The organism is Roseateles sp. (genome assembly GCF_039929605.1).
Taxonomy (GTDB): domain Bacteria; phylum Pseudomonadota; class Gammaproteobacteria; order Burkholderiales; family Burkholderiaceae_C; genus Pelomonas.
On record NZ_JBDSQX010000117.1, the window covers coordinates 33,152 to 52,636 of the forward strand.

The 19,485-nt window shown below is 69.5% G+C and carries 17 protein-coding genes; 10 read left to right on the forward strand and 7 right to left on the reverse strand.

All coding sequences use genetic code 11. The features are described from left to right. Positions 1 to 319: 319 nt before the first annotated feature. Genes ABIS05_RS16400 through ABIS05_RS16425 form a run of 6 tightly spaced genes read right to left on the reverse strand, consistent with a single transcriptional unit; the run spans position 320 to position 6,093 of the window. Positions 320 to 1,576: an amidohydrolase gene (locus ABIS05_RS16400; protein WP_348009564.1), complete on the reverse strand. Its 1,257-nt coding sequence runs from the start codon at positions 1,574 to 1,576 to the stop codon at positions 320 to 322. 36 nt (positions 1,577 to 1,612) lie between these two features. Then, entirely contained in the window at positions 1,613 to 2,797 is a 1,185-nt protein-coding gene (locus ABIS05_RS16405; RefSeq protein WP_348009565.1) for a hypothetical protein, read from the reverse strand. Then, positions 2,794 to 3,639: an ABC transporter ATP-binding protein gene (locus tag ABIS05_RS16410; RefSeq protein WP_348009566.1), complete on the reverse strand. Its 846-nt coding sequence runs from the start codon at positions 3,637 to 3,639 to the stop codon at positions 2,794 to 2,796. The genes ABIS05_RS16405 and ABIS05_RS16410 overlap by 4 nt, the downstream gene beginning before the upstream one ends. Next, positions 3,636 to 4,043 carry a GntR family transcriptional regulator gene (locus ABIS05_RS16415; protein WP_348009567.1) on the reverse strand — a complete coding sequence of 136 codons (408 nt, stop codon included), beginning with the start codon at positions 4,041 to 4,043 and terminating at the stop codon, positions 3,636 to 3,638. Before ABIS05_RS16415 ends, ABIS05_RS16410 begins: the two co-directional genes overlap by 4 nt. A 47-nt stretch (positions 4,044 to 4,090) precedes the next feature. Further along, entirely contained in the window at positions 4,091 to 5,011 is a 921-nt protein-coding gene (locus tag ABIS05_RS16420) for a hypothetical protein (protein WP_348009568.1), read from the reverse strand. Continuing rightward, entirely contained in the window at positions 5,011 to 6,093 is a 1,083-nt protein-coding gene (locus ABIS05_RS16425) for a glycosyltransferase (RefSeq protein WP_348009569.1), read from the reverse strand. The genes ABIS05_RS16420 and ABIS05_RS16425 overlap by 1 nt, the downstream gene beginning before the upstream one ends. A gap of 17 nt (positions 6,094 to 6,110) precedes the next feature. Here ABIS05_RS16425 and ABIS05_RS16430 point away from each other — a divergent pair, with 17 nt between their 5' ends. From ABIS05_RS16430 to ABIS05_RS16465, 8 genes are all read left to right on the forward strand, one after another. Beyond that, a complete protein-coding gene (locus ABIS05_RS16430; protein ID WP_348009570.1) occupies positions 6,111 to 6,416 on the forward strand; it encodes a hypothetical protein in 306 nt (101 codons plus the stop codon). Positions 6,417 to 6,522: 106 nt separating this feature from the next. After that, the gene (locus ABIS05_RS16435; RefSeq protein WP_348009571.1) at positions 6,523 to 7,629 is read left to right on the forward strand and encodes a flagellar basal body P-ring protein FlgI; all 1,107 of its coding nucleotides are present in this window, start codon (positions 6,523 to 6,525) and stop codon (positions 7,627 to 7,629) included. Then, the gene (flgJ, locus tag ABIS05_RS16440; protein ID WP_348009572.1) at positions 7,629 to 8,507 is read left to right on the forward strand and encodes a flagellar assembly peptidoglycan hydrolase FlgJ; all 879 of its coding nucleotides are present in this window, start codon (positions 7,629 to 7,631) and stop codon (positions 8,505 to 8,507) included. Before ABIS05_RS16435 ends, flgJ begins: the two co-directional genes overlap by 1 nt. A 13-nt stretch (positions 8,508 to 8,520) precedes the next feature. Further along, positions 8,521 to 10,500, forward strand: a complete 1,980-nt coding sequence (flgK, locus tag ABIS05_RS16445; RefSeq protein ID WP_348009573.1) for a flagellar hook-associated protein FlgK — start codon at positions 8,521 to 8,523, stop codon at positions 10,498 to 10,500. Positions 10,501 to 10,516: 16 nt separating this feature from the next. Next, complete coding sequence (gene flgL / locus ABIS05_RS16450; protein ID WP_348009574.1) at positions 10,517 to 11,818, forward strand: flagellar hook-associated protein FlgL; 1,302 nt, start codon at positions 10,517 to 10,519, stop codon at positions 11,816 to 11,818. A 264-nt stretch (positions 11,819 to 12,082) separates the two neighbouring features. After that, positions 12,083 to 13,264 carry an HDOD domain-containing protein gene (locus tag ABIS05_RS16455; RefSeq protein ID WP_348009575.1) on the forward strand — a complete coding sequence of 394 codons (1,182 nt, stop codon included), beginning with the start codon at positions 12,083 to 12,085 and terminating at the stop codon, positions 13,262 to 13,264. Positions 13,265 to 13,283: 19 nt separating this feature from the next. Next, a complete protein-coding gene (locus ABIS05_RS16460) occupies positions 13,284 to 15,722 on the forward strand; it encodes a PAS domain-containing protein (protein ID WP_348009576.1) in 2,439 nt (812 codons plus the stop codon). 8 nt (positions 15,723 to 15,730) lie between these two features. Further along, complete coding sequence (locus ABIS05_RS16465) at positions 15,731 to 16,345, forward strand: response regulator (protein WP_348009577.1); 615 nt, start codon at positions 15,731 to 15,733, stop codon at positions 16,343 to 16,345. A 37-nt stretch (positions 16,346 to 16,382) separates the two neighbouring features. On the opposite strand, the gene ABIS05_RS16470 is transcribed toward ABIS05_RS16465, so the two are convergent. Beyond that, complete coding sequence (locus ABIS05_RS16470; protein ID WP_348009578.1) at positions 16,383 to 17,711, reverse strand: ATP-binding protein; 1,329 nt, start codon at positions 17,709 to 17,711, stop codon at positions 16,383 to 16,385. A 143-nt stretch (positions 17,712 to 17,854) separates the two neighbouring features. Between ABIS05_RS16470 and ABIS05_RS16475 the strand changes: the two genes are divergently transcribed. Both ABIS05_RS16475 and ABIS05_RS16480 read left to right on the forward strand, forming a co-directional pair. Further along, positions 17,855 to 18,223, forward strand: coding sequence for an Hpt domain-containing protein (locus ABIS05_RS16475; protein ID WP_348009579.1), 369 nt, complete (start codon positions 17,855 to 17,857; stop codon positions 18,221 to 18,223). Positions 18,224 to 18,234: 11 nt separating this feature from the next. Then, on the forward strand, positions 18,235 to 19,485 hold a 1,251-nt coding region (locus ABIS05_RS16480), incomplete at its 3' end, for a diguanylate cyclase domain-containing protein (protein WP_348009580.1).

The window sequence follows — 19,485 nt, forward strand, 5'->3', positions numbered from 1 at the left end:
CGCCTTGTGGCCGACCCGGTGATTACAGGACTTCCTGCTTCGTGCGCGGGAAAGGTAACTTTTTCCTTAGGCGTCAACTCGCTCCCTTCTGGTCCGAGTGCCCTGCCGCCCGGTCTGACGCTGGATGTCAGCAGTGGACGTGTCAGCGGGACCGCAACCCAGCCTCTCGGCGTCAGCGGCCCACCCTTGACCATCCATCCTCAAGGCTTCAGCCCGACAGACTTCATCTTCAATATCTCTATCGTGCCGTGATCCATGCTGGCAAAGGTGCACGCAGCAACATCTTGGTGTGCGGCTGCTCTCAGCCTATCAAAGCCACTCAACCCTTGATCGAGCCCAAATAGTCGACAGCCAGATTCGCCAAAGCCCGTACGCCGACCTCCAGCCCGCGCTCGTCCACGACAAAGCGCGGTGAGTGGTTGGAGTAGGCCTTGCTCGGCTCGATCTCCGGTGGCGTCACGCCGATGAAAAAGAACAGGCCCGGAATCAGCCGCTGGAAGAAGGAGAAGTCCTCCGCGCCAGTCGCCTTGGGCACGACCTCGATGCCCATCGGTCGTGGGCCGGTGCTGGCCACGCGCGTGAGCGTGGGCACCATGGCTTCGGTCAGCACCGGGTCGTTGCGGGTGACGGGGTAGTTCTTGGTGATGCAGACCTTGCAGGTCGCGCGCGACGCGGCCGAGATGCCCTCGGCCATTAAGGTCACGCGCTCGTGGATGGCGTCGCGCATGCCTTCGTCGAAGCTGCGGATGGTGCCGCGCATCTCGACCGAGTCGGGAATGATGTTCTCTCGCACGCCGCCCTTGATGGCACCGATGGTGACGACCGCCGGCTCGCGGTTCAGGTCCAGCGTGCGGCTGACGATGGTCTGCAGGCTCAGCACGATCTGCGCGGACGTGACGATGGGGTCCACGCCCAGCCAGGGCGCCGCGCCATGCGTCTGCTTGCCTTGCACGGTGATCTTGAAATAGTCGCTGCTGGCCATCGTTGGCCCGGGCCGGTAGCCGATGACGCCGGCCGGCTGGCGCGACGTGACGTGCAGGCCGAAGATGGCGCCGGGCGTCGGGTTCTCCAGCGCGCCCTCCTTGATCATCAGCGCCGCGCCGCCCTCCTCACCCACGGGTGGCATCTCCTCGGCGGGCTGGAAGATGAACTTCACGGCGCCGGGGATGTCGGCGCGCAGGCCGGCCAGGATGCTAGCCACGCCCATCAGGATGGCGACGTGGCAGTCGTGCCCGCAGGCATGCATGACGCCGACTTCCTCGCCGTTCCAGACGGAGCGGGCCTTGGAGGCGAAGGGCAGGTCCACTTCCTCTGTCACGGGCAGGCCGTCCATATCGGCGCGCAGTGCGACCACACCGCCGGGCTTGCCGCCCTTGAGCAGGCCGACGACGCCGGTGTGGGCCACGCCGGTCTTGACGTCGTCGAAGCCCAGGGTGCGCAGATGGTCCGCGACGATGCCGGCGGTGCGGAACTCGCGGTTGCCGAGTTCGGGGTGTTCATGCAGGTCGCGGCGCCAGGCGATGACCTGCGGTTCCAGGGCCGTCGTGGCGGTTGCGATGCGGTCGGCGAGAGTCATGCGAGAGCCCGTTTGCGATGCGCTGCAAGTATGGCGTCAGGCGGGCGGCGCCAGCCGGTTCAGGTCTTGCCGCGCCCAGGCGCGTTGCGCGGCCACCGCACACCCCATCGCCAGGGACAGCTCGACGATCATCAGCGCCAGGCCGCGCTGCGGCGTGAAGCCGAGCACCTGGGCGGCACCCAGCAGCAGCACGGTCGCGACACCGAGGCCCAGCACGGCGATCAGTTGGCTGACGCCGCCGTTGTTGCTGCGGCCGCGTAGCCACAGTGTGCAAGTCACGATCAGCAAGGCATCGGCGACGACCGGTGCCCAGGCCGTGAGCTGAACGGCCCGCACGTCGGGCGCGCTGACGGCCATGCCAATCATCAGGGCGACGCTGATCCACACTGCGGCATTCAGCATCGACCCGGCCACCATCCGGCGCGCCCACGCCGCTGGCGACTGCCCGCCCGGCGCCAGCCGCGCCCGCCAGTGCAGCGGCGGGCCGATGACGGCTGCATTGACGAAGAGGCCCAGGGCGCACATCCACAGGCCCGCCCAGCACAGGTCCCAACCGCTGGTCAGCGTCTGCCCCCAGGCATGGAAGCGCCAGTGCGGTGCCTGAATCAACGTCTGCGGCAGCATCATTGGCCAGAGCCACAGAGAGCCGCCGCGCTGCGCGAGGTCGATCTCCTGCTGGGTCGGCACGTGGCGCCAGCGCCGCTGCCCACCGGTCCAGCGCCATATCCGCACAGAGCCCGGCGCGCCCTTCCACGTCGTCAGCGTGCGGTGCACTCGTGAGCCCAGCACCACACCGGCCAGCAAGGCGGCCACCAGCGCCAGCGCCACCTCTGCGGCCAGGGCCAGGGCGCCCCGCCCGGGCTGCAGCCAGGCGATGCTGGCGACCATCAGCAGCGGGCCCACCAGCGCGATGCCGGCGAGTCGCGCCAATTGCGTCAGGTACAGCCGCCTGACGCGACGCAGCGAGGCTGAAGGCGCCACGCGCCGCTGCCAACAGTTGAGCGCCGAGGCCCGACTGCCGCCGATACCGGCCGCAGCGGCCAACGTCAGCGGGACCTGGAACGCGACGATCAGGCCCAGCGGCATCGCACTGCTTTCGCCGGCCAGCGCCAGTGCCCAGGCCAGCACCGCCGCGAGCAACGACATCACGGCAGGCAGCAGGAAGGCGGGCGCGAGACGACGCCCTTCGGCGTCCGACAGGCTCATTGCGGCGGCTCTCATGAGTTCAGCAGCTCCAGCAGGTCTTCCATGCCGAGTGCGGGCGCGCTAGCGGCCTGAGGATGCTGGCGGGCGTCCACCAGCATCTGGCCGGTGGCCCAGTGCAACTCGCCAGGCGCCAACTGCGGCGGTCGCTCGGCGCGTGGCAGGCAGCGCAGGTGCTCGACCGCCTCGTCCCACTCGACAAACAGCTGCAGCCGGCCTTCGCGCAGGAACATCACGTGGCTGACGACCCGCTCCAGGTCGCTGAGCAGGTGGCTGGATACCAGCACCGTGCGCGGCCCCGGCTTGCGGCGCATGGCGAACAAGGCACGCATGAAGTCGCGACGCGAGATCGGGTCCAGGCTCGCCACCGGCTCGTCCAGCAGCAGCAGGTCGGGGTCGTGGGCCAGCGCCAGCACGACGGCGAGTTTTTGCTGGTCACCCAGCGACAGCAACTGCGCCCGCTTGCCGAGGCTCAGGTCGAGCCGGCAGGCCAGCGCAACAGCGTCCGGCTGGTGCACATCGGGATAGACGGCCGCCATCTCCTCCAGGTGCTCCCAACCGGTCATCCGCGGAAAAAGGTCGGGCGTCTGCGCCGCGTAGCCGAGGCGCTCGAGCACAGAGTCGGGCAGCTTGCGGCTGGGCGCACCCAGCAGCCAGGACTCGCCCTCGTCCGGCGTCGTCAGGCCCAGCAGGCAGCGCATCAGCGTGCTTTTTCCCGCGCCGTTGCGGCCGACGAGACCGACCACGGCGCCCTCCGGAATGCTCAGGTCAATGCGCTCCAGCACGTGTTGGTGGGCGGCGCCCCAGGCGTTGTCGGGCTGGCGCAGGCCGAGCTGGCGCGCCTCGATGGCGGGATTCATGGGATGTCCTTGTCGATGGATTCAAGCGCACGCGCCAGCGCCTTGAGGGCCTGATCGGGCGTGATGCCGAGCTGGTGCGCCTGCCGGGCCAGGGCCAGCAGCGCGGGCTCCAGCAGCGCGAGGCGGTCCTGGCCCTTGCGTGCGGGTTGGGCACCGGCGGCCACCACCATGCCCACACCGCGGCGCCGCTCCAGCAAGCCCTCGGCCTCCAGCAGGCTGTAGGCCTTGCTGACAGTCATGGGGTTGATGGCGTGCCGCTCGGCCACGGCGCGTACGCTGGGGAGTTCGTCGCCCGGGCGAAGTTGGCCGCCAGCAACGAGGCGCTGCACCTGCTCCACCACCTGGCGGTAGATGGGCGTGGCGAGTTGCGGCTGGACGTCGAAGAGGGCCTGGGGGCTGGGCATGCGTATCAGTGTATTGCTCACGCAATACACATGACAAGCCCTTTTATTCAGCCCATCAGCCGTCTCAGGCGCCGCTTGAAATCCAGCCACTGCTTGCCGCGCGAGCGGTCGATGCGCTTGACGTCGATGAGCGTGAAGGCGTCGCCGCAGCCGTTCAGCGTGTGCAGGCCGGCGGTGTGGCTGTGGCTAACGAGGTTGCCCGTCAGCCGCTCGGTCGCGGCTTCGATGACGACTTGCTCCGGGGTCAAGACCGGAAAGCGCAGCAGCCTTGTGGCGCTGCCGTAGCCGGTCGAGCTGTCCTGCACAGGCAACGTCAGCACACAGTCACGACCGATGAAGGGCCGGCCAGCTGGGCGAGCGCCGTCGCGGCTGACGCGCACGGGGTTGATCGCCAGCGGCGTCCACGGCCCGGTCAGCGCGGGCGCGTGGGCGACGTGCAGTTCGCGCTGGTCCCGCGCGTTCGGCCCGACCAGCGTGTAGAACATCCACCAGCGCCCGCCATGTTCGATGAGCGAAGCATCGGCTCCGGGCAGGCCGGCGAGCAGCGCGCATTCGCGCTGCCAGTGGTTCAGCGAGCCGTCGGTCGCGCGGTAGAGGGCGACCTCGCCGGCCTGGTAGCTCTCCGGCACCATCCAGGTCTCGCCGCCGTGCTCGAAGACCTGCGGGTAGGACAGGTGGAAGGGTTGCTCGAGCACCGTCGCCTGGCCGCGCCAGCTCAGGTCGGCCAGCGCGAACTCATGGCGCTCGATGTGGGCGCGCTTGATGCGGTAGTCGAAGGCCTCGACGAAGACATGCAGCGCGTCGCCGCGCACCAGGCCGAACGGGTCGGCCAGGTAGCGCCAGCGGCCCGCCTCGGGGAGCCAGGTGATGCGATCACGCACGGCGCTCAGGGTGCTGGCGCCAACGTCTTGAATGGGAAGAGGAGCGATGCCAACCTGCCAGAAGTCGGTGCGGGGCCGCTTGATCATCAGGCGATGATCGCCGCTTCCTCATCCTCGAAGTGTTGAGCCTGGGCAGCCTGGCGCAGCAGCACGTCGCCGTAGAAGCCCAGCGTTCGGGCCACCGCGTTGCCACGGTCGTAGGCGGCCGTTGCGTAGCTCACGGCGCGGGCCTCTGGCGCCAGGATGCGCAGCCGGGCAAGTTCCTCGGCGATAGCGCGGCCGAGCAGGTCGGCATCACCCACCGGCACGAGGCGCGCCGGCTGGCCGGCCAGCATCTCGCGCGGGCCCTGCGTGGCCGTGGACAAGACCGGCCGGCCGGCGCGCATGGCTTCCAGGATGGCCAGCGGGAAGGCTTCCTCGCGCGACGGCGACACGAACAGGTCGAAGGACTTCAGCGCCTGATCGACATCACTGCGGTAGCCCAGCAGGTGGATGCGCGAGTCGCCGGCCGCCAGCGCCTTGAACTGTGCTTCGCCCGGGCCTTCGCCCAGGATGGCCAGCACGGCGTCGGCCGGCGCATGCGCCTTGAACGCGCTGATCAGCAGGTCCATGCCCTTGCTGACATGCAGGCGGCCGACACTGCCCACCAGCAACTGGCCGGGCGCCAGGCCCAGCTCCGCACGCAGGTCGGTGGGGCGGGCGGCGGCCGAAGCGTCGAGCTCCGGCGCCCAGTTGTAGATGACGCTGGCCAGCGCCTCGCCCTGGGGCAGGCCTTCATGCTGGGCGCGGTTGACGCAGACGAGGCCGTCCAGCCGCGCATGCTGGTGAGCCTTGTAGCCCACGTGCAGGGTGCCGATGCGCGCGGCAGGGCGGGCGTGGGCGACGGCCTTGCAGGCGGGGCCGAGGTGGCCATGGCAAACGTCGGCGCCCAGTTGGCGCGCCAGCGCGGCGACGCGCCAGCCGCGCAGCAACGGCAGCTTCAGGCCATGGAAAGTCACAGCCGGAGCCAGCGCACTGGCCACGGCGGAACCGGCCGAGCCAATGACGTGGACGCGGTGGCCGAGGGCGGCCTGGGCGTTGGCGAGGTCGATGCAATGCCGCTCACCTCCCGCGATCCGGGACGAAAACACGACGTGAACCAGGGTCAACGGCTCGAAAGGCGGGTGCATGGCAGGCTTGCAAATAAATGCAGTACGGACTCAATACTCAAAACTTTACCGATGCACACATTCAGAAACCTGTCGAATCCCCCACATTGGGGCGTCAGAAAGTCAGGCCATTTGGCGAAAAGTGCAGTCAAGTCAATGCGTTCTACGGGGAAACACCCACAACGCAGCGCGACGAGCTTGCTGGCAGCGCCTTCCGTTGCCCTGTTTCGGTGCGCATCAACATGCCAGCATTGGGATTGACACGTTTACATGCCACGCCGCTAACCATCCTGATCGGCAGCTTGCGCGGGCGCACCCGCAAGCCGCCTGCAAGCAGGCCGTGAGGCACCCAGGACAACTTGCGGCCAGCCGACGCCGGTTTGGAAAAGCGGGGCGGTCCACGCCCTTTTCCGCGGCTTCGCGGGCTCAAGCATCCGCAGAATCTGCCGAGTGAAGTCCCTGCAAGCCCTCCTCCTCGCCCTGGCCCTCGTGCTGGCTCCCGTTGCACCGGCGCAAGCCGCTCGCATCAAGGAAATCGCATCCGTCGCCGGCGTGCGCTCCAACCCCTTGACGGGCTACGGCCTCGTCGTGGGCCTGGACGGCACCGGCGACCAGACGACGCAGGCGCCATTCACCGGCCAGAGCCTGGCGGCCATGCTGCAGCAGTTCGGCGTCATCCTGCCGCAGGGCGTGACGATGCAGCCGCGCAATATCGCCGCCGTCATGGTGACGGCCTCGCTGCCGCCCTTCGCCCAGCCCGGCCAGCAGCTGGACATCAATGTCTCCTCCATCGGCAATGCCAAGAGCCTGCGCGGCGGCACGCTGATCGCCACGCCCCTGCGCGGCGCGGACGGCCAGATCTACGCCATCGCCCAGGGCAACCTGATCGTCGGCGGCGCCGGTGCTGCGGCTGGCGGCTCCAAGGTGCAGATCAATCACCTCAGCGCCGGGCGCATCCCGGCGGGCGCGCTGGTAGAGCGCTCGGTGCCCACGCCGCTGGCCCAGGGCGACAGCATCCAGCTCGACCTGAACAGCAGCGACTACGCCACCGCCCGCGCCGTGGCGCAGGCCATCAACAAGGCCAAAGGCGCCGGCATTGCCCAGGCGCTGGATGGCCGCGTCGTGCGCGTGACGGCGCCCACCACGCCGGACGAGCGCGTCGGCTTCCTGGCCGATGTCGAGAACCTCGTCATCGACCTGGCCGCGCCGGCCGCGCGCATCGTCATCAACGCACGCACCGGCTCCATCGTCATGAACCAGGCCGTCACGCTGTCGTCCTGCGCGGTGGCCCACGGCAGCCTGTCGGTGACGATCAGCTCCACGCCCGTCATCAGCCAGCCTAACGCGCTGTCCAGCGGCCAGACGGTGGTAACCGAAAAGGCCGACATCTCGATTCGCCAGGAACCCGGCAGCCTCATCCAACTCGCAGCCGGCGCACGGCTGGCGGACGTCGTCAAGGCGCTGAACTCGCTCGGTGCCACGCCCCAGGATCTGGTCGCCATCCTGCAGGCTATGAAGAGCGCGGGCGCCTTGAACGCGGAACTCGAGGTGATCTGATGGCCAACAGCTTCCAATCCGTCTCCGGCCAAAGCCTGGGCAGCGTCGACGCGCTGAATGGGCTGAAGGCGCAGGCCGCGCGCGACCCCAAGGCGAGCATCCGCGAGACGGCCAAACAGTTCGAGTCGCTCTTCATGGCGGAAGTCATGAAGAGCATGCGCGCTTCCACGATGTCCAGCGGCATGCTGGACAACAGCACGACGCAGATGGGCACCGAGATGCTGGACACGCAGTTCGCTGGCAAGATGAGCGGCCTGCCCGGCGGCTTGTCGGAAGCCATCCAGAAGCAGCTGCAGCGCCAGATGGGCATCCAGGACCTGTCGCCCGAGAGCGTGAAGAAGGCCAGCCAGACGACGCTGGCCCAGGCGCTGCCGGCGCTGGCCACCAAGGGCATTCCAAACCATGTGCAGAGCTTCATCCAGCAGCACGACGCGGCGGCCAAGTCGGCATCGGCGGCCACCGGCATCCCGGCCAGCTTCATGGTGGCGCAGGCCGCCCACGAGAGCGGTTGGGGCAAGCGCGAGATCACCGGCACCGACGGCAGCAAGAGCCACAACATCTTCGGCATCAAGGCCACACCGGGCTGGACGGGCAAGACCGTCGACGTGCGCACCACCGAGGTCATCAACGGCCAGGCCCACAAGGTGACGGCCAGGTTCCGCGCCTACGGCAGCTACGACGAGGCCTTCAAGGACTACGCCCGCCTCATCAGCAGCAGTGACCGCTATGCCAAGGTCGTGGCGCAGGCTCAGGACGGCAACGCGGCCGGCTTCGCGCGCGGCCTGCAGCAGGCCGGCTATGCCACCGACCCGGCCTATGCCGAGAAGCTGGCCAAGACCATCCAAACCACCCAGCGCGTGCAGAGCACGCTGGCCTAAGGACTGACGACAAATGGCCGGCCTGCTCTCCCTCGGTGCCCGCGCGATGTTCGCCAATCAGGCGGCGTTGCAGACCATCGGCCAGAACATCGCCAATGCGAACACGGTCGGCTATTCGCGCCAGTCCGTCGTGCTGACGACCTCGCCGGGCCAATACACCGGCGCGGGCTTCTTCGGCAAGGGCGTGGACGTGCAGACCGTCGTGCGCTCGCACAACGACTTCCTGACCAAGGAAGCCTCCAGCTCCAAGTCCACCGCCTCGGCGGACGCGACGCGCGCCGAGCAGCTGTCGCGCATGGAAAAGGTGTTCCCGCCCGGCACGGACGGCCTGGGCTACGCGGCCAGCCAGTTCCTCAACGCCATGGTCGACGTGGCCAGCCGGCCCAGCGACCCCTCGGCCCGCCAGGTGGCGCTGGGCCGCGCCAGCGAGCTGGCGGTGCGCTTCTCCAACGGCGGCCAGCAGCTCACCGATCTGCAGTCCGGCGTCGTCAGCGACCTCAAGGCCTCGGTCACCGTCGTCAACCAGCTCGCCAAGCAGATCGCCAACGTCAACGAGCAGGTCGCCAAGTCACGCGGCAGCGGCCACACGCCCAATGACCTGCTCGACCAGCGCGAGCGCCTGATCTCCCAGCTCGGCGAATATGTCTCCGTGACGACGCTGCCGGCCGACGACGACACCGTCGGCGTCTTCATCGGCGGCGGCCAGCGCCTCGTGCTGGGCAACCAGGCCTCGTCGCTGCAGGTCTCCGCCGATTCCTACGACTCGCAGCGCGCCGTGCTGTCCGTCAGCGAAGGCGGCATCAACCGCGCGCTGGACGAAAGCGTGCTGACCGGCGGCTCCATGAGCGCCCTGCTCGCCTTCCAGAACAAGGACCTGCAGGACGCCCGCAACATGCTCGGCCAGCTGGCCGCAGCCATCGGCACCCGCGTCAACGACCAGAACTCCCTCGGGCTGGACCTGTCCAACCCGCCCGGCCAGGGCGCCAACATCTTCAACGTGGCCGCACCGCGCGTGCTGTCGGCCGCCACCAACGCGCGCGATGCGGGCGGCGCCTTCGTCAGCGGCGTGACGGCCAGCATCGTCAACGCCGGCCAGCTGCAGGCCAGCAGCTACAAGCTGACCTCCAGCGCCCCCGGCGCCTACGAGCTAACGCGGCTGACCGACGGCCTAGTGCGCAGCGTCAACGACGGCGACACCCTCGACGGCTTCCAGATCAGCTTCAACCCGTCGGCGCCGGTGCCGGGCGAGAGCTTCCTCATCGAGCCCGTCGGCGCCGCCGCCGTCGAGATGCGCCGTGTGCTCGACAGCCCCAACGGCATCGCCGCCGCATCGCCACTCACCGCCACGGCGGCCGTCAACAACACCGGCACGCTGACCGTCGACAGCATCTACGCCGTCAACGCCAATGTGGACGCCAGCCAGGCACCCGTCACCGTCGATTTCGGCACGCCCGACGCCACCACCAAGACCGTGCCCTACACGCTGACGCTGGCCGACGGCAGCACCTTCGCCGGCACCTGGAGCGCCGGCCAGCCCATCGGCAACCAACCGGCGGCCGGCATCGACCTGGGTTTCGAGCTGCGCACCAACGGCGTGCCGCGCCAGGGCGACAAGATCACGCTCGAAAAAACCGTCTACACCGCGACGAACAACGGCAACGCCAAGGCCTTCCTGAACATCCAGGCCGAAGCCTTCGTCGGCCGCCAGCTGCTGCCCGACGGCAGCATGACGGCCGGCTCGACCATCAACGACACCTACGCCAGCTCGATGAGCGAGGTTGGCTCGCGCGTGCAGAGCGCCACCTATTTGTCCGGCGTGTCCACCACTGTCGCCAGCAACGCCGAGACCAGCCGCTCCGGCCAGGCCGGGGTCAACCTCGACGAGGAGGCCTCGCGGCTGATGCAGTTCCAGCAGAGCTACCAGGCCGCTGCCAAGGTGCTGCAGACCGCCCAGACCCTGTTCGACGAACTGATGCGCATTGCTGCACGTTAGCCACCCGAGGTAGACCATGAGACTTTCCACCGCCAACCTCTACGACGCCTCGATTGCCAACCTGCAGCGCCGCCAGAGCGCGCTGCAGAACCAGCAGAATCAGCTCACCTCCGGCAAGCGCGTCGCCCAGGCCAGCGACGACCCCACCGGCGCCGCGCGCGCCGAGCGGGCGCTGGCGTCGATCGGCCGCGTCGAGGCCAACCAGCGCGCGCTGGAGGCCAGCCGCAACAGCATGACGCTGGGCGAGTCGGCCCTGGGCGACGCCAACGAACTGCTTCAGCAGGCCCGAGAAACCATGGTCTCGGCCGGCAACGCCACCTACTCCGACGCCGAGCGCACCGGCCTGGCCAACAAGCTCAAGGGCATCCGCGAGCAACTCCTCTCCATCGCCAACCGGCCCGACGGCTCCGGCGGCTACCTGTTCTCGGGCCAGGGCTCGTCCAGCCCGCCTTTCCTCGACCAGGTTGGCGGCGTGTCCTACGTCGGCGTGTCCGGCACCATCCAGACCGGCAACCTCGACAACTTCCAGCTCAGCATCGATGGCCGCAGCGCCTGGGAGCAGTCGGCCAGCGGCAACGGCAGCTTCGAAACCGCGCCCAGCGCCGTGCTGCCCGACCCCGTGACCGGCAAGCCCACCGTGCAGCTGATCGACCCGGGCGCGTCCGCGGCGGCCGGCACGCCCGTGGCCCTGCTCAACCCCGTGAGCGGCAAGGCCGCCTCCGGCTGGATCGACAGCGGCCGCGTCGTCGACCCGTCCCTGCTGACCGGCCACAACTACCGCATCGACGTGGCCGGCACCTCGCCCGCCCAGACCTACACGCTGACCGACCAGGACCTCGGCGGCGTCGTGTCCAGCGGCAGCTTCAAGCCCGGCCAGGCCATCACGGCCGATGGCATGGCGCTGATCGTGTCGGGCACGCCCGTCGACGGCGACGCCTTCGCCGTGGCCGGCTCCACGCGCAGCCTCAAACTCTTCGACGCCATCGATCAGGCCATCGTCGACCTCAACACGCCGCAGCGCACGGCCAACCAGATCACCCAGGGCAACGCCGTGGCGCTGCGCAACCTCGACGCCGTCATGGGCAATCTGCAAAGCGCGCGCAGCCAGGTCGGCGAGCGCTTGAACAACCTCGACGGCACCGAGACCCGCCTGGCCGCGCTCAAGCAATACAGCGAAGCGGAGAAGAGCGCCGCCGAAGACCTGGACATGGTCCGGGGCATCTCCGACTTCCAGAACCAGCAGACCGGCTACGACACGGCGCTGAAGACCTACGCGATGGTGCAGAAGATGTCGCTGTTCCAGTACATCACCGGATGAGATGGAGCCCCTCGCCCAGTCTTGCGCCGCTGAACGCGGGCAAGCCTAGTCGGTCCCCCAAGGGGACGGCGATGCTCGCGGCATCGAGCCGCGAGCACATCGCCTACCGGGCCGGCTTGGGAGCGGCCCGGCGCTCGGCCCGAAGACCATGCCGTTGACGTTTCATCAGCTGCGGTGGCGCGTGAAGCTGTCACGATTTGCCGTCATGGAGGTCGGGGCGGCGTGGCAGACTGCCGCATTCCCCGCCAGCCCCAGCGCCGTGCCATGTCCGACAACATCCCAGCCGCTCTCGATCACGCCCTCTTGCCCGGCATTGCGCTGGGTTACTCGCCCGTCATCGACCGCCAGCGCGCCATCGCCGGCACGCGGCTCACGCTGGTGCCGCTGCGGCCCGACGTCAAGGTTGACCACGCCCAACTGTTGGCCGCGCTGAGCGCCACCTTCCCCAAGGGCGGCGCCGTCATCAGCGCCCAGGGTGAGGCCCTGCTGGCCGCCCTGCTGGCCCAGCCGCCGGTCGAGCCCTCGCGGATCGAGGTGCCCGCCTTCATCGCCGCCGACCCGACCCACGCCGAGGCCATCGCCGCGCTGAAGGGCGCTGGCCACCGTGGCCTGCTCAAGGGCCAGCCCAACGAGCCGCTGCCCGCCGCGGTCGCCGCCGTCTTCAAGCAGATCGTGCTGGAACCCGGCCAGACGGCGCCGGCCGGCGTCGAGCTGGTCTGCGCCGGCATCCGCGGCGCCGACGCCGTCGACGCTGCCTTCAAGGCAGGCGCGCACCAAGTCATCGGCTGGACGATGGACGATGCCTATGAGCCCACCAGCGGCAGCAAGACGGAGATCGCGGCCGACCTGCAGGTCATCATGGAGCTGATGGCCCGCGTCGACGAAGGCGAGGACGTCGAGCGGCTGGAGCAGACGCTCAAGCGCGACCCCAGCCTGGCCTTCAAGCTGCTGCGCTACATGAACTCGGCCGCCTTCGGCCTGCCGGTCGAGGTGTCGAGCTTTCGCCACGCCATCATGCTGCTGGGCTATGCCCGGCTCAAGCGCTGGCTGGCCCTGCTGCTGACGACGGCCAGCAAGGATCACAGCATGCGCCCCATCATGTACGGCGCCGTGCGCCGCGGCCTGCTGATGGAGGAGCTGGCGCAAGGCATGGACGAGCGCGAGCAGCGCGACGAGATGTTCATCTGCGGCCTGTTCTCGCTGCTCGACCACATGCTCAAGCAGCCCTTCGACAAGCTGCTGCAGAGCATCCCCGTGCCCGAGCGCGTGCGCCAGGCCCTCGTCGACGGCACCGGCCCGTTCCTGCCCTACCTGCAGCTGGTGCGCGCCATCGAGGCCGAGAGCGTGTTCGACTACCGCGAGTGCGCCGATGCGCTGATGCTGAGCGCCGGCGAGATCAACGCCTGCGTGATGCGGGCGCTGAGCAAGGCGACGCAGCTCGAATGACGGCGTCTCACGGCTGAGCATGTTCGGCCAGCACGCCTCCGCTGCGCTGCTCGACCTCGTTGGCGACCCGGTCCTGACGCTGCGGGCCGACCTGTCCGCGCTGCGCGCCAACCCGGCCGCACGCGAGTGGCTGGGCGCTGACGCCGCCGACGGCTGGCGCCTGCTGCGCCAGGCCGCCGGCAGCCGGCTGGAAACCTGGCTGCGCGACGCGGCGCAGGCCATCGACACCGGCCGCCTGGCCCCGCCTTCGCCGCCGCTCAAGCTCGCCGACGGCCAGCGCGCCACGCTGCACCTGCTGCGCGACCGCCCCAACTGGCTGCTGCACGCCAGCCTCAGCCCTTCCGACATTGGCGAACCGCCGCTGGTGGAGTGGCTGGCCCTGTCGCCCCAACCCGCCGCGCTGGCCGACGCCAGCGGTGGCGCGCTGCTGCGCCGCAACGCCGCCTTCGAGGCCCTCTGCCCCGGCTCGCCACGCCACCTGAACGAGCTGCCCGACCTGCTGCAGGCCTTGCTCGGCTGGCACCGCGGCGCGCCTCTGCCGGCGCTGACGGCCCAGCGCCTGCAGGACCCGCCCCTGCTCATCGAGGCCGAGTTCGTCGACCCCCAGGGCCGCCAACGCTGGCTGCAGGCGCGGCTGCGGCTATGGCGAAGCAACGGCCGCGCGCTGCTGCTGGCGCAACTGGAAGACCAGAGCATCCTGCACGAGCGCGACCTCGCCCACCAGCAGCTCGACGCGCTGATGGACACCGCCGCCGTCGGCCTCGCCACCTTCCAGCCCGAGGCCGGCTGGCTCAAGCCTCACCGCAAGGGCTCGCCCTTTAAGACCGGTGGGAAGCAGCCCGTGGCCTCGCTGCAGGGCATCAACCGCGAGATCGTCGAGCCGGCCTCCTTGCCCGAGTTCGAGCGCCTGCAACGCGCGCTCAAGAAGGGCGACCCGGTCGAGGTGCGCTATGCCGTGCGCCACCCCGAGCTGGGCCGCCGCTGGCTGCTCACGCGCGTGGCACCGGGCCTGCTGGCCGGCGGCCGGCGTTCGACGTCGGTCGTCACGCTGGACGTGACCGCCCAGGCCCAGGCCGAGAACGCGCTGCTGCTGCGCGCCGAGAGCGAGCGAGCCGTGCTGGACTCGGTGCTCGTCGGCATCGTCACCGTCGGGCCCGGCGGCATTGAGTGGATGAACCGCTCGGCCCGCCGCATGTTCGGCTGCGAGCTGCAAGACGTGCTGGGGCAGCCCATGGGCGTGCTGGCACCGGAGGACGACGGCCACGCCTTCCACACCGAGCCCGGCACCGACGTGTTTGAGTGCCGGCTGCGCGGCCGCGACGGGCGCGAGTTCTGGGTCATCGGCAACGCGGTGCAGACACCGCGCGAGCACGGGCAGACACAGACGACTTACGCGCTGCTCGATATCGACCGCCGTCGCCAGGCCGAGGCACAGAGCCGGCTGGCGCAGGCGTCGCTGGCCCGCATCATCGAAGGCGCGCCGCTGGCCATCACGCTGCACGAGGCGCAGAGCTTGCGTATCGTCAAGCTCAACCAGGCCGCCGCCATGCTGGCCGGCCGGCCCGAGGCGGCGCTGCTGGGCGGCACGCCGGTGCAGCTGTTCGGCGCCGAGCAAGGCGCCAAGGTCGTCGCCGACATGCGCGAGGCACTGGTGTCACAGACCGTCGTGCAGCGCGAGTACCACGTGCCCGCCGGCTCCGCCACGCGCATCTGGGACGCGCGCCTGCTGCACCTGGCCGCCGGCAACGACTCGCCCGAACTGCTGCTGATGGTGGCCAGCGACGTGACCGACCAGCGCGCGGCCGAGGAGGCCCGCCTGCAAGCCGCCATCTCGCAGCGCGAGCTGCTGGTGCGCGAGGTGCACCACCGCATCAAGAACAACCTGCAGGGCGTGGCCGGCCTGCTGCAGCAGATCGCCGTGCGCCGGCCGGAGGTGGCCGGCGTGCTGAAGGAGGCCGTCGGCCAGGTGCAGGCCATCGCCCAGGTCTACGGCCTGCAGGTGGGCGCCACCGGCCCGCTGGTGCTCAAACGCGTGTTCGATGCCATCGTCGGCTCCGTGCAGCGCATGCAGGGCCGCGTCATCACCACTGCGGCCGAGGGTGGCGCGCTGATGGACGACTGGTGCCTGCCCGAGGCCGAGGCCATTCCCATCGCACTCAGCCTCAACGAGCTGCTGGGCAATGCGCTCAAGCACAGCAACGAGGCCCAGGTGCGCTGCCAGCTCATCTGCGACCCGGCCGGCGTGACGGTCGAGATCGCCAACCCGGGTCGATTGCCCGAGGGCTTTGCGCTGCAGAACGTGAAGAGCGGCGTCTCGGGCCTGGGCCTGGTGCGCGCGCTGCTGCCGCGGCGCAGTGCCATCCTCAGCCTGGAGCAGCGGGGCGACGATGTGGTTTGCCGGCTGGAACTGATTCCACCGAGCGTGGTTCACAATCCGGCGACAAAACCAAATTTCTGAGGGGCACGGTGAGCAAGGGCAAGATTCTGGTCGTCGATGACGACAGATTGGTGCTGGCGACGCTGAGTTACGGGCTCACGCAGGCCGGCTTCGAGGTCATCGACGCCGACAACGGCGACGACGCCATCCTGCTCGCCCGCGAACACCGGCCCGAGCTGGCCCTGCTCGACATCCGTATGGAAGGCCTGACCGGCTTCGACGTGGCCGCCTACCTGCGCGAGTTCCTGCAGACGCCCTTCATGTTCCTGTCCGCCTTCGCCGACGAGGCGACGGTCGCCAAGGTCAAGGAGCTGGGCGCCGTCGCCTACCTCGTCAAGCCGCTGGACATCTCGCAGATCGTGCCCGCCGTCGAGGCCGCCTTCGCGCGCTCGGCCCCTGTGCCCCAGCCCGTGCCCGTGCCCGCGCCTGCCGCAGCGCCTGTCCCACCGCCGTCTGAACTGCCCGCGCTGCTGGACCCGACGGCCATGGCCGTGGGCGTACTGATGCACCGCTACTCGCTGCCACGCGACGAGGCGCTGTCCCGCCTGCTGAACCTGGCTGCGGCCGATGGCCACAGCGTGCCGGAGCAGGCGCGGCGCATCGTCGATGCCGTCGAGCTGCTGGCCCGCCCAGGGCAGAAGTAAGCCCTCATCCTTGGGAGCGGCCCGGCGCTCGGACCGTTCAGCTCAAGGTGAAGTAGAAGCGCGAGCCCTCGCCCACGGCTGACTCGGCCCAGATGTCGCCGCCATGCCGGCGCACGATGCGCCGCACCAGCGCCAGGCCTACGCCCGTGCCCTGGAAGTCGCTGGCGCTGTGCAGCCGCTGGAAGACGCCGAACAGCCGCTCGGCAAATCGCATGTCGAAGCCGGCGCCGTTGTCGGACACCACCAGCACCCGCCGCCCGTCCTGCTGAACGCTGCCGAAGCGGATCTCGGTGCGATCAGCCTTGGCGCTGTACTTCCAGGCATTGCCCAGCAGGTTCTCCAACACCATGCGCAGCAGCGTCGGGTCGCCCTGCACCGTCAGGTCGGGCTCGATGTCCAGCACCAGCTCGCGCTGCGGCGCGCTGCGCTTGAGCTCCTCCATCACATAGCCCGCCTGCTGCGAAAGGTTGACCGGCTGGCGCGCCAGTGGCCGCGTGGACAGCTGGCTGAGTGACAGCAGCGCGTCGATCATGCTGTTCATGCGCGCAGCCGCGCTCATGACGCGGTCGAGGTGGTCGTTGCCGACACGGTCCAGCCGGCCGCCGTAGTCCTCTTTCAGGATGCGCGCAAAGCCCTCCACGACACGCAGCGGCGCACGCAGGTCATGGGAGACGGTGTAGCTGAATGACTCGTGCTCGGCCGCCAGATCGGGCTGTGCCGGCGCGGCCGCAGGCAGCAGCGCCGCCTCGGGCGGCCGCGCCGTGCCGACATAGCCGGCGAAATGGCCGTGCGAGTCGATGCACGGCAGGCCACGCAGGCACCAATGCGCATCGCCATCGGCGGCGGCCAGCTCCAGCTCAGCAAAGGACTGATGGGCCGCCAAGCGTTCGCGCAGCTCGGCTGCGGATCCTGCCGGCGCAAAGCGTTCCCACAGCAGCTGCGTGCCCGCGCCGGCGCCCATCCAGCTCGACGCCGGAGCGCCCTGCGGCGCCTGCCAGCGCACGAGGCGGTGCGTCGCGTCGGTGGCCCATTGCCAGTCGCGCTGCAACTGGGCCTGCATCAGCAATTGTTGGCGCACCTCACGCAGCGGTTCGCTCAGGCGCTCGCGTGTCAGGCGCACGCCGACATGCCAGCCCAGCGCCGCAGCCGCCAGCACCATGACTCCGGTGAAGAAAGCCGTCAGCACCAGCGCCGCATGCACGACACCGATCTCGCCGCCCCAGGCCCGCATGAGGGCCAGCACCACCAGGGTACCCAGCACCAGCAGCAGCAGCACGACCCCGCCCAGACCCAGCACCAGCAGCCGCATCGGCAGCCGCCGCTCCAGGCGGTGCGATAGCGCGCTGTCGTCGCTGAGGCTCTTCATGCAGTTCATTGTAGGCAGCGGTTCCACGTGCCCAGGTACCTATGCGCCACCCTGTGCACGGCGCCAAATCTGTGCATTTCTTCGCGCTACCCCCCCTCCCTGCCCAAGCTACATTTGCGGTGACACCGAGCGCCTCGCCACTCATGACTGCCTCCCCACCCGCCAACCTGCTCGACCCCGAGGCGATCCGACGCCTGCGCGAGCTCGACCCGAGCGGTGGCAACAAGCTGTTGGAGCGTGTCGTGGCAGCCTTCTCCAGCTCGCTGGACCGCTTGCTCCCCGACCTGGCCCGCGCCCGTGAAGGCGACACCATCGACCTCACCGTTGTCCGCCACGTCAGCCACACGCTGAAGTCCTCGTCGGCGAGCCTGGGCGCGATGGCGCTTTCCACGCGTTGCTCGGACATCGAAACACTTGCGCGGGAAGGCCGAAGCGAAGGCCTGCCCGAGCTGTTGGACGCTATGCTCAACGACACCCAACAGGTACGCGCGGCGCTTGCCGCGCTGCTTTGACACCGAGCCTCATGCTGCCCACCGGTCAAGCCCTCGACGACCTGCCCTCGCGGCCACGCGTGCTGCTCGTTGACGACGACGAGGTCAACCTGCTGCTGACCGCAGCGGCTCTGCGCGAGCGCGGCTTCGATATCACCGAGGCGCCCAGCGGTACCGAGGCGCTGGCCCAGCTCTCCGTGCGCGCACCCGATGTCGTCGTGCTCGACGCGCTGATGCCCGAGCTGGACGGCTTCGAGACCTGCGCGCTGTTGCGCGCCACACCGGGCTTCGAGTCCCTGCCGGTGCTGATGCTGACCGGTCTCGACGACGAGGCCTCCATCAACCGCGCCTACCAGGCCGGTGCGACGGACTTCTTCGTCAAGTCATCGCAATGGAGCCTGCTGGACGGCCGCCTGCGCTACCTGCTGCGCAGTTCGCGCACACGCCACGAGCTGGAGCGCAGCAAAGCCAAGCTGGCGCGCGCGCAGGATCTGGCCCGCATGGGCAGCTTCGAGTGGAAGCGAGACATCACGGGCAGCTTCGCCATCTCCGCCGAGGGCCTGCGCGTGTTCGGCCGCGGCCCGCAGGACCGGCTGGACTTCATCAGCGTCATGCGCATGGTGCCGGCCGACGACCGGCATGTCTTCCTGCGCCTGCTGCGCGACGTCATCGCCCACACGTCGGTGCTCATCACCGACCTGCCGCTGACGCTGCCCGACGGGCGCCAGCGTGTCGTGCACATCGAGGCCGAGCCGGAATTCAACGAGCAGGGCGGCGTGCACGGCTACACCGGCATCCTGCAGGACGTGACCGACCGCCGCCAGGCCGAGGACCGCATCCGCCAGCTCGCCCACTTCGACGCGCTGACCGGCCTGCCCAATCGCCGCCAGTTGATCTACCGCGTCGAGCGCGCCATTGAAAGCGCGCGCCGCGGCGGGCACGAAGTCGGCCTGCTGCTGATCGACCTGGACCGCTTCAAGGTCATCAACGACACCCTTGGCCACGCCGCTGGCGATGAACTCCTCGTCGAGGTCGGGCGCCGCCTGCGCAGCTGCGTGCGCCATTCCGACCAGATCCTCGAAGGCGTGCTCGATGGCCTGGGCAACCGCAGCCACCGCGGGCTTGAAGCCGTGGGCCGCCTGGGTGGCGACGAGTTCGTGGCCCTGCTGCCCGAAGTGGCCGACGAGCGCGACGCCGAGCGCGTGGCCCAGCGCGTGCTCGACGCGCTGCGCGAACCCATCTTCGTGGGCGGCCAGGAATGCTTCGTCACGGCCAGCGTCGGC

Bases quoted from the DNA above. Each gene is read 5' to 3' on its own strand.
- ABIS05_RS16400 (WP_348009564.1), bottom strand. From the start codon at position 1,576: ATGACTCTCGCCGACCGCATCGCAACCGCCACGACGGCCCTGGAACCG.
- ABIS05_RS16405 (WP_348009565.1), bottom strand. From the start codon at position 2,797: ATGAGAGCCGCCGCAATGAGCCTGTCGGACGCCGAAGGGCGTCGTCTC.
- ABIS05_RS16410 (WP_348009566.1), bottom strand. From the start codon at position 3,639: ATGAATCCCGCCATCGAGGCGCGCCAGCTCGGCCTGCGCCAGCCCGAC.
- ABIS05_RS16415 (WP_348009567.1), bottom strand. From the start codon at position 4,043: ATGCCCAGCCCCCAGGCCCTCTTCGACGTCCAGCCGCAACTCGCCACG.
- ABIS05_RS16420 (WP_348009568.1), bottom strand. From the start codon at position 5,011: ATGATCAAGCGGCCCCGCACCGACTTCTGGCAGGTTGGCATCGCTCCT.
- ABIS05_RS16425 (WP_348009569.1), bottom strand. From the start codon at position 6,093: ATGCACCCGCCTTTCGAGCCGTTGACCCTGGTTCACGTCGTGTTTTCG.
- ABIS05_RS16430 (WP_348009570.1), top strand. From the start codon at position 6,111: ATGCAGTACGGACTCAATACTCAAAACTTTACCGATGCACACATTCAG.
- flgJ (WP_348009572.1), top strand. From the start codon at position 7,629: ATGGCCAACAGCTTCCAATCCGTCTCCGGCCAAAGCCTGGGCAGCGTC.
- flgK (WP_348009573.1), top strand. From the start codon at position 8,521: ATGGCCGGCCTGCTCTCCCTCGGTGCCCGCGCGATGTTCGCCAATCAG.
- flgL (WP_348009574.1), top strand. From the start codon at position 10,517: ATGAGACTTTCCACCGCCAACCTCTACGACGCCTCGATTGCCAACCTG.
- ABIS05_RS16455 (WP_348009575.1), top strand. From the start codon at position 12,083: ATGTCCGACAACATCCCAGCCGCTCTCGATCACGCCCTCTTGCCCGGC.
- ABIS05_RS16460 (WP_348009576.1), top strand. From the start codon at position 13,284: ATGTTCGGCCAGCACGCCTCCGCTGCGCTGCTCGACCTCGTTGGCGAC.
- ABIS05_RS16470 (WP_348009578.1), bottom strand. From the start codon at position 17,711: ATGAAGAGCCTCAGCGACGACAGCGCGCTATCGCACCGCCTGGAGCGG.
- ABIS05_RS16475 (WP_348009579.1), top strand. From the start codon at position 17,855: ATGACTGCCTCCCCACCCGCCAACCTGCTCGACCCCGAGGCGATCCGA.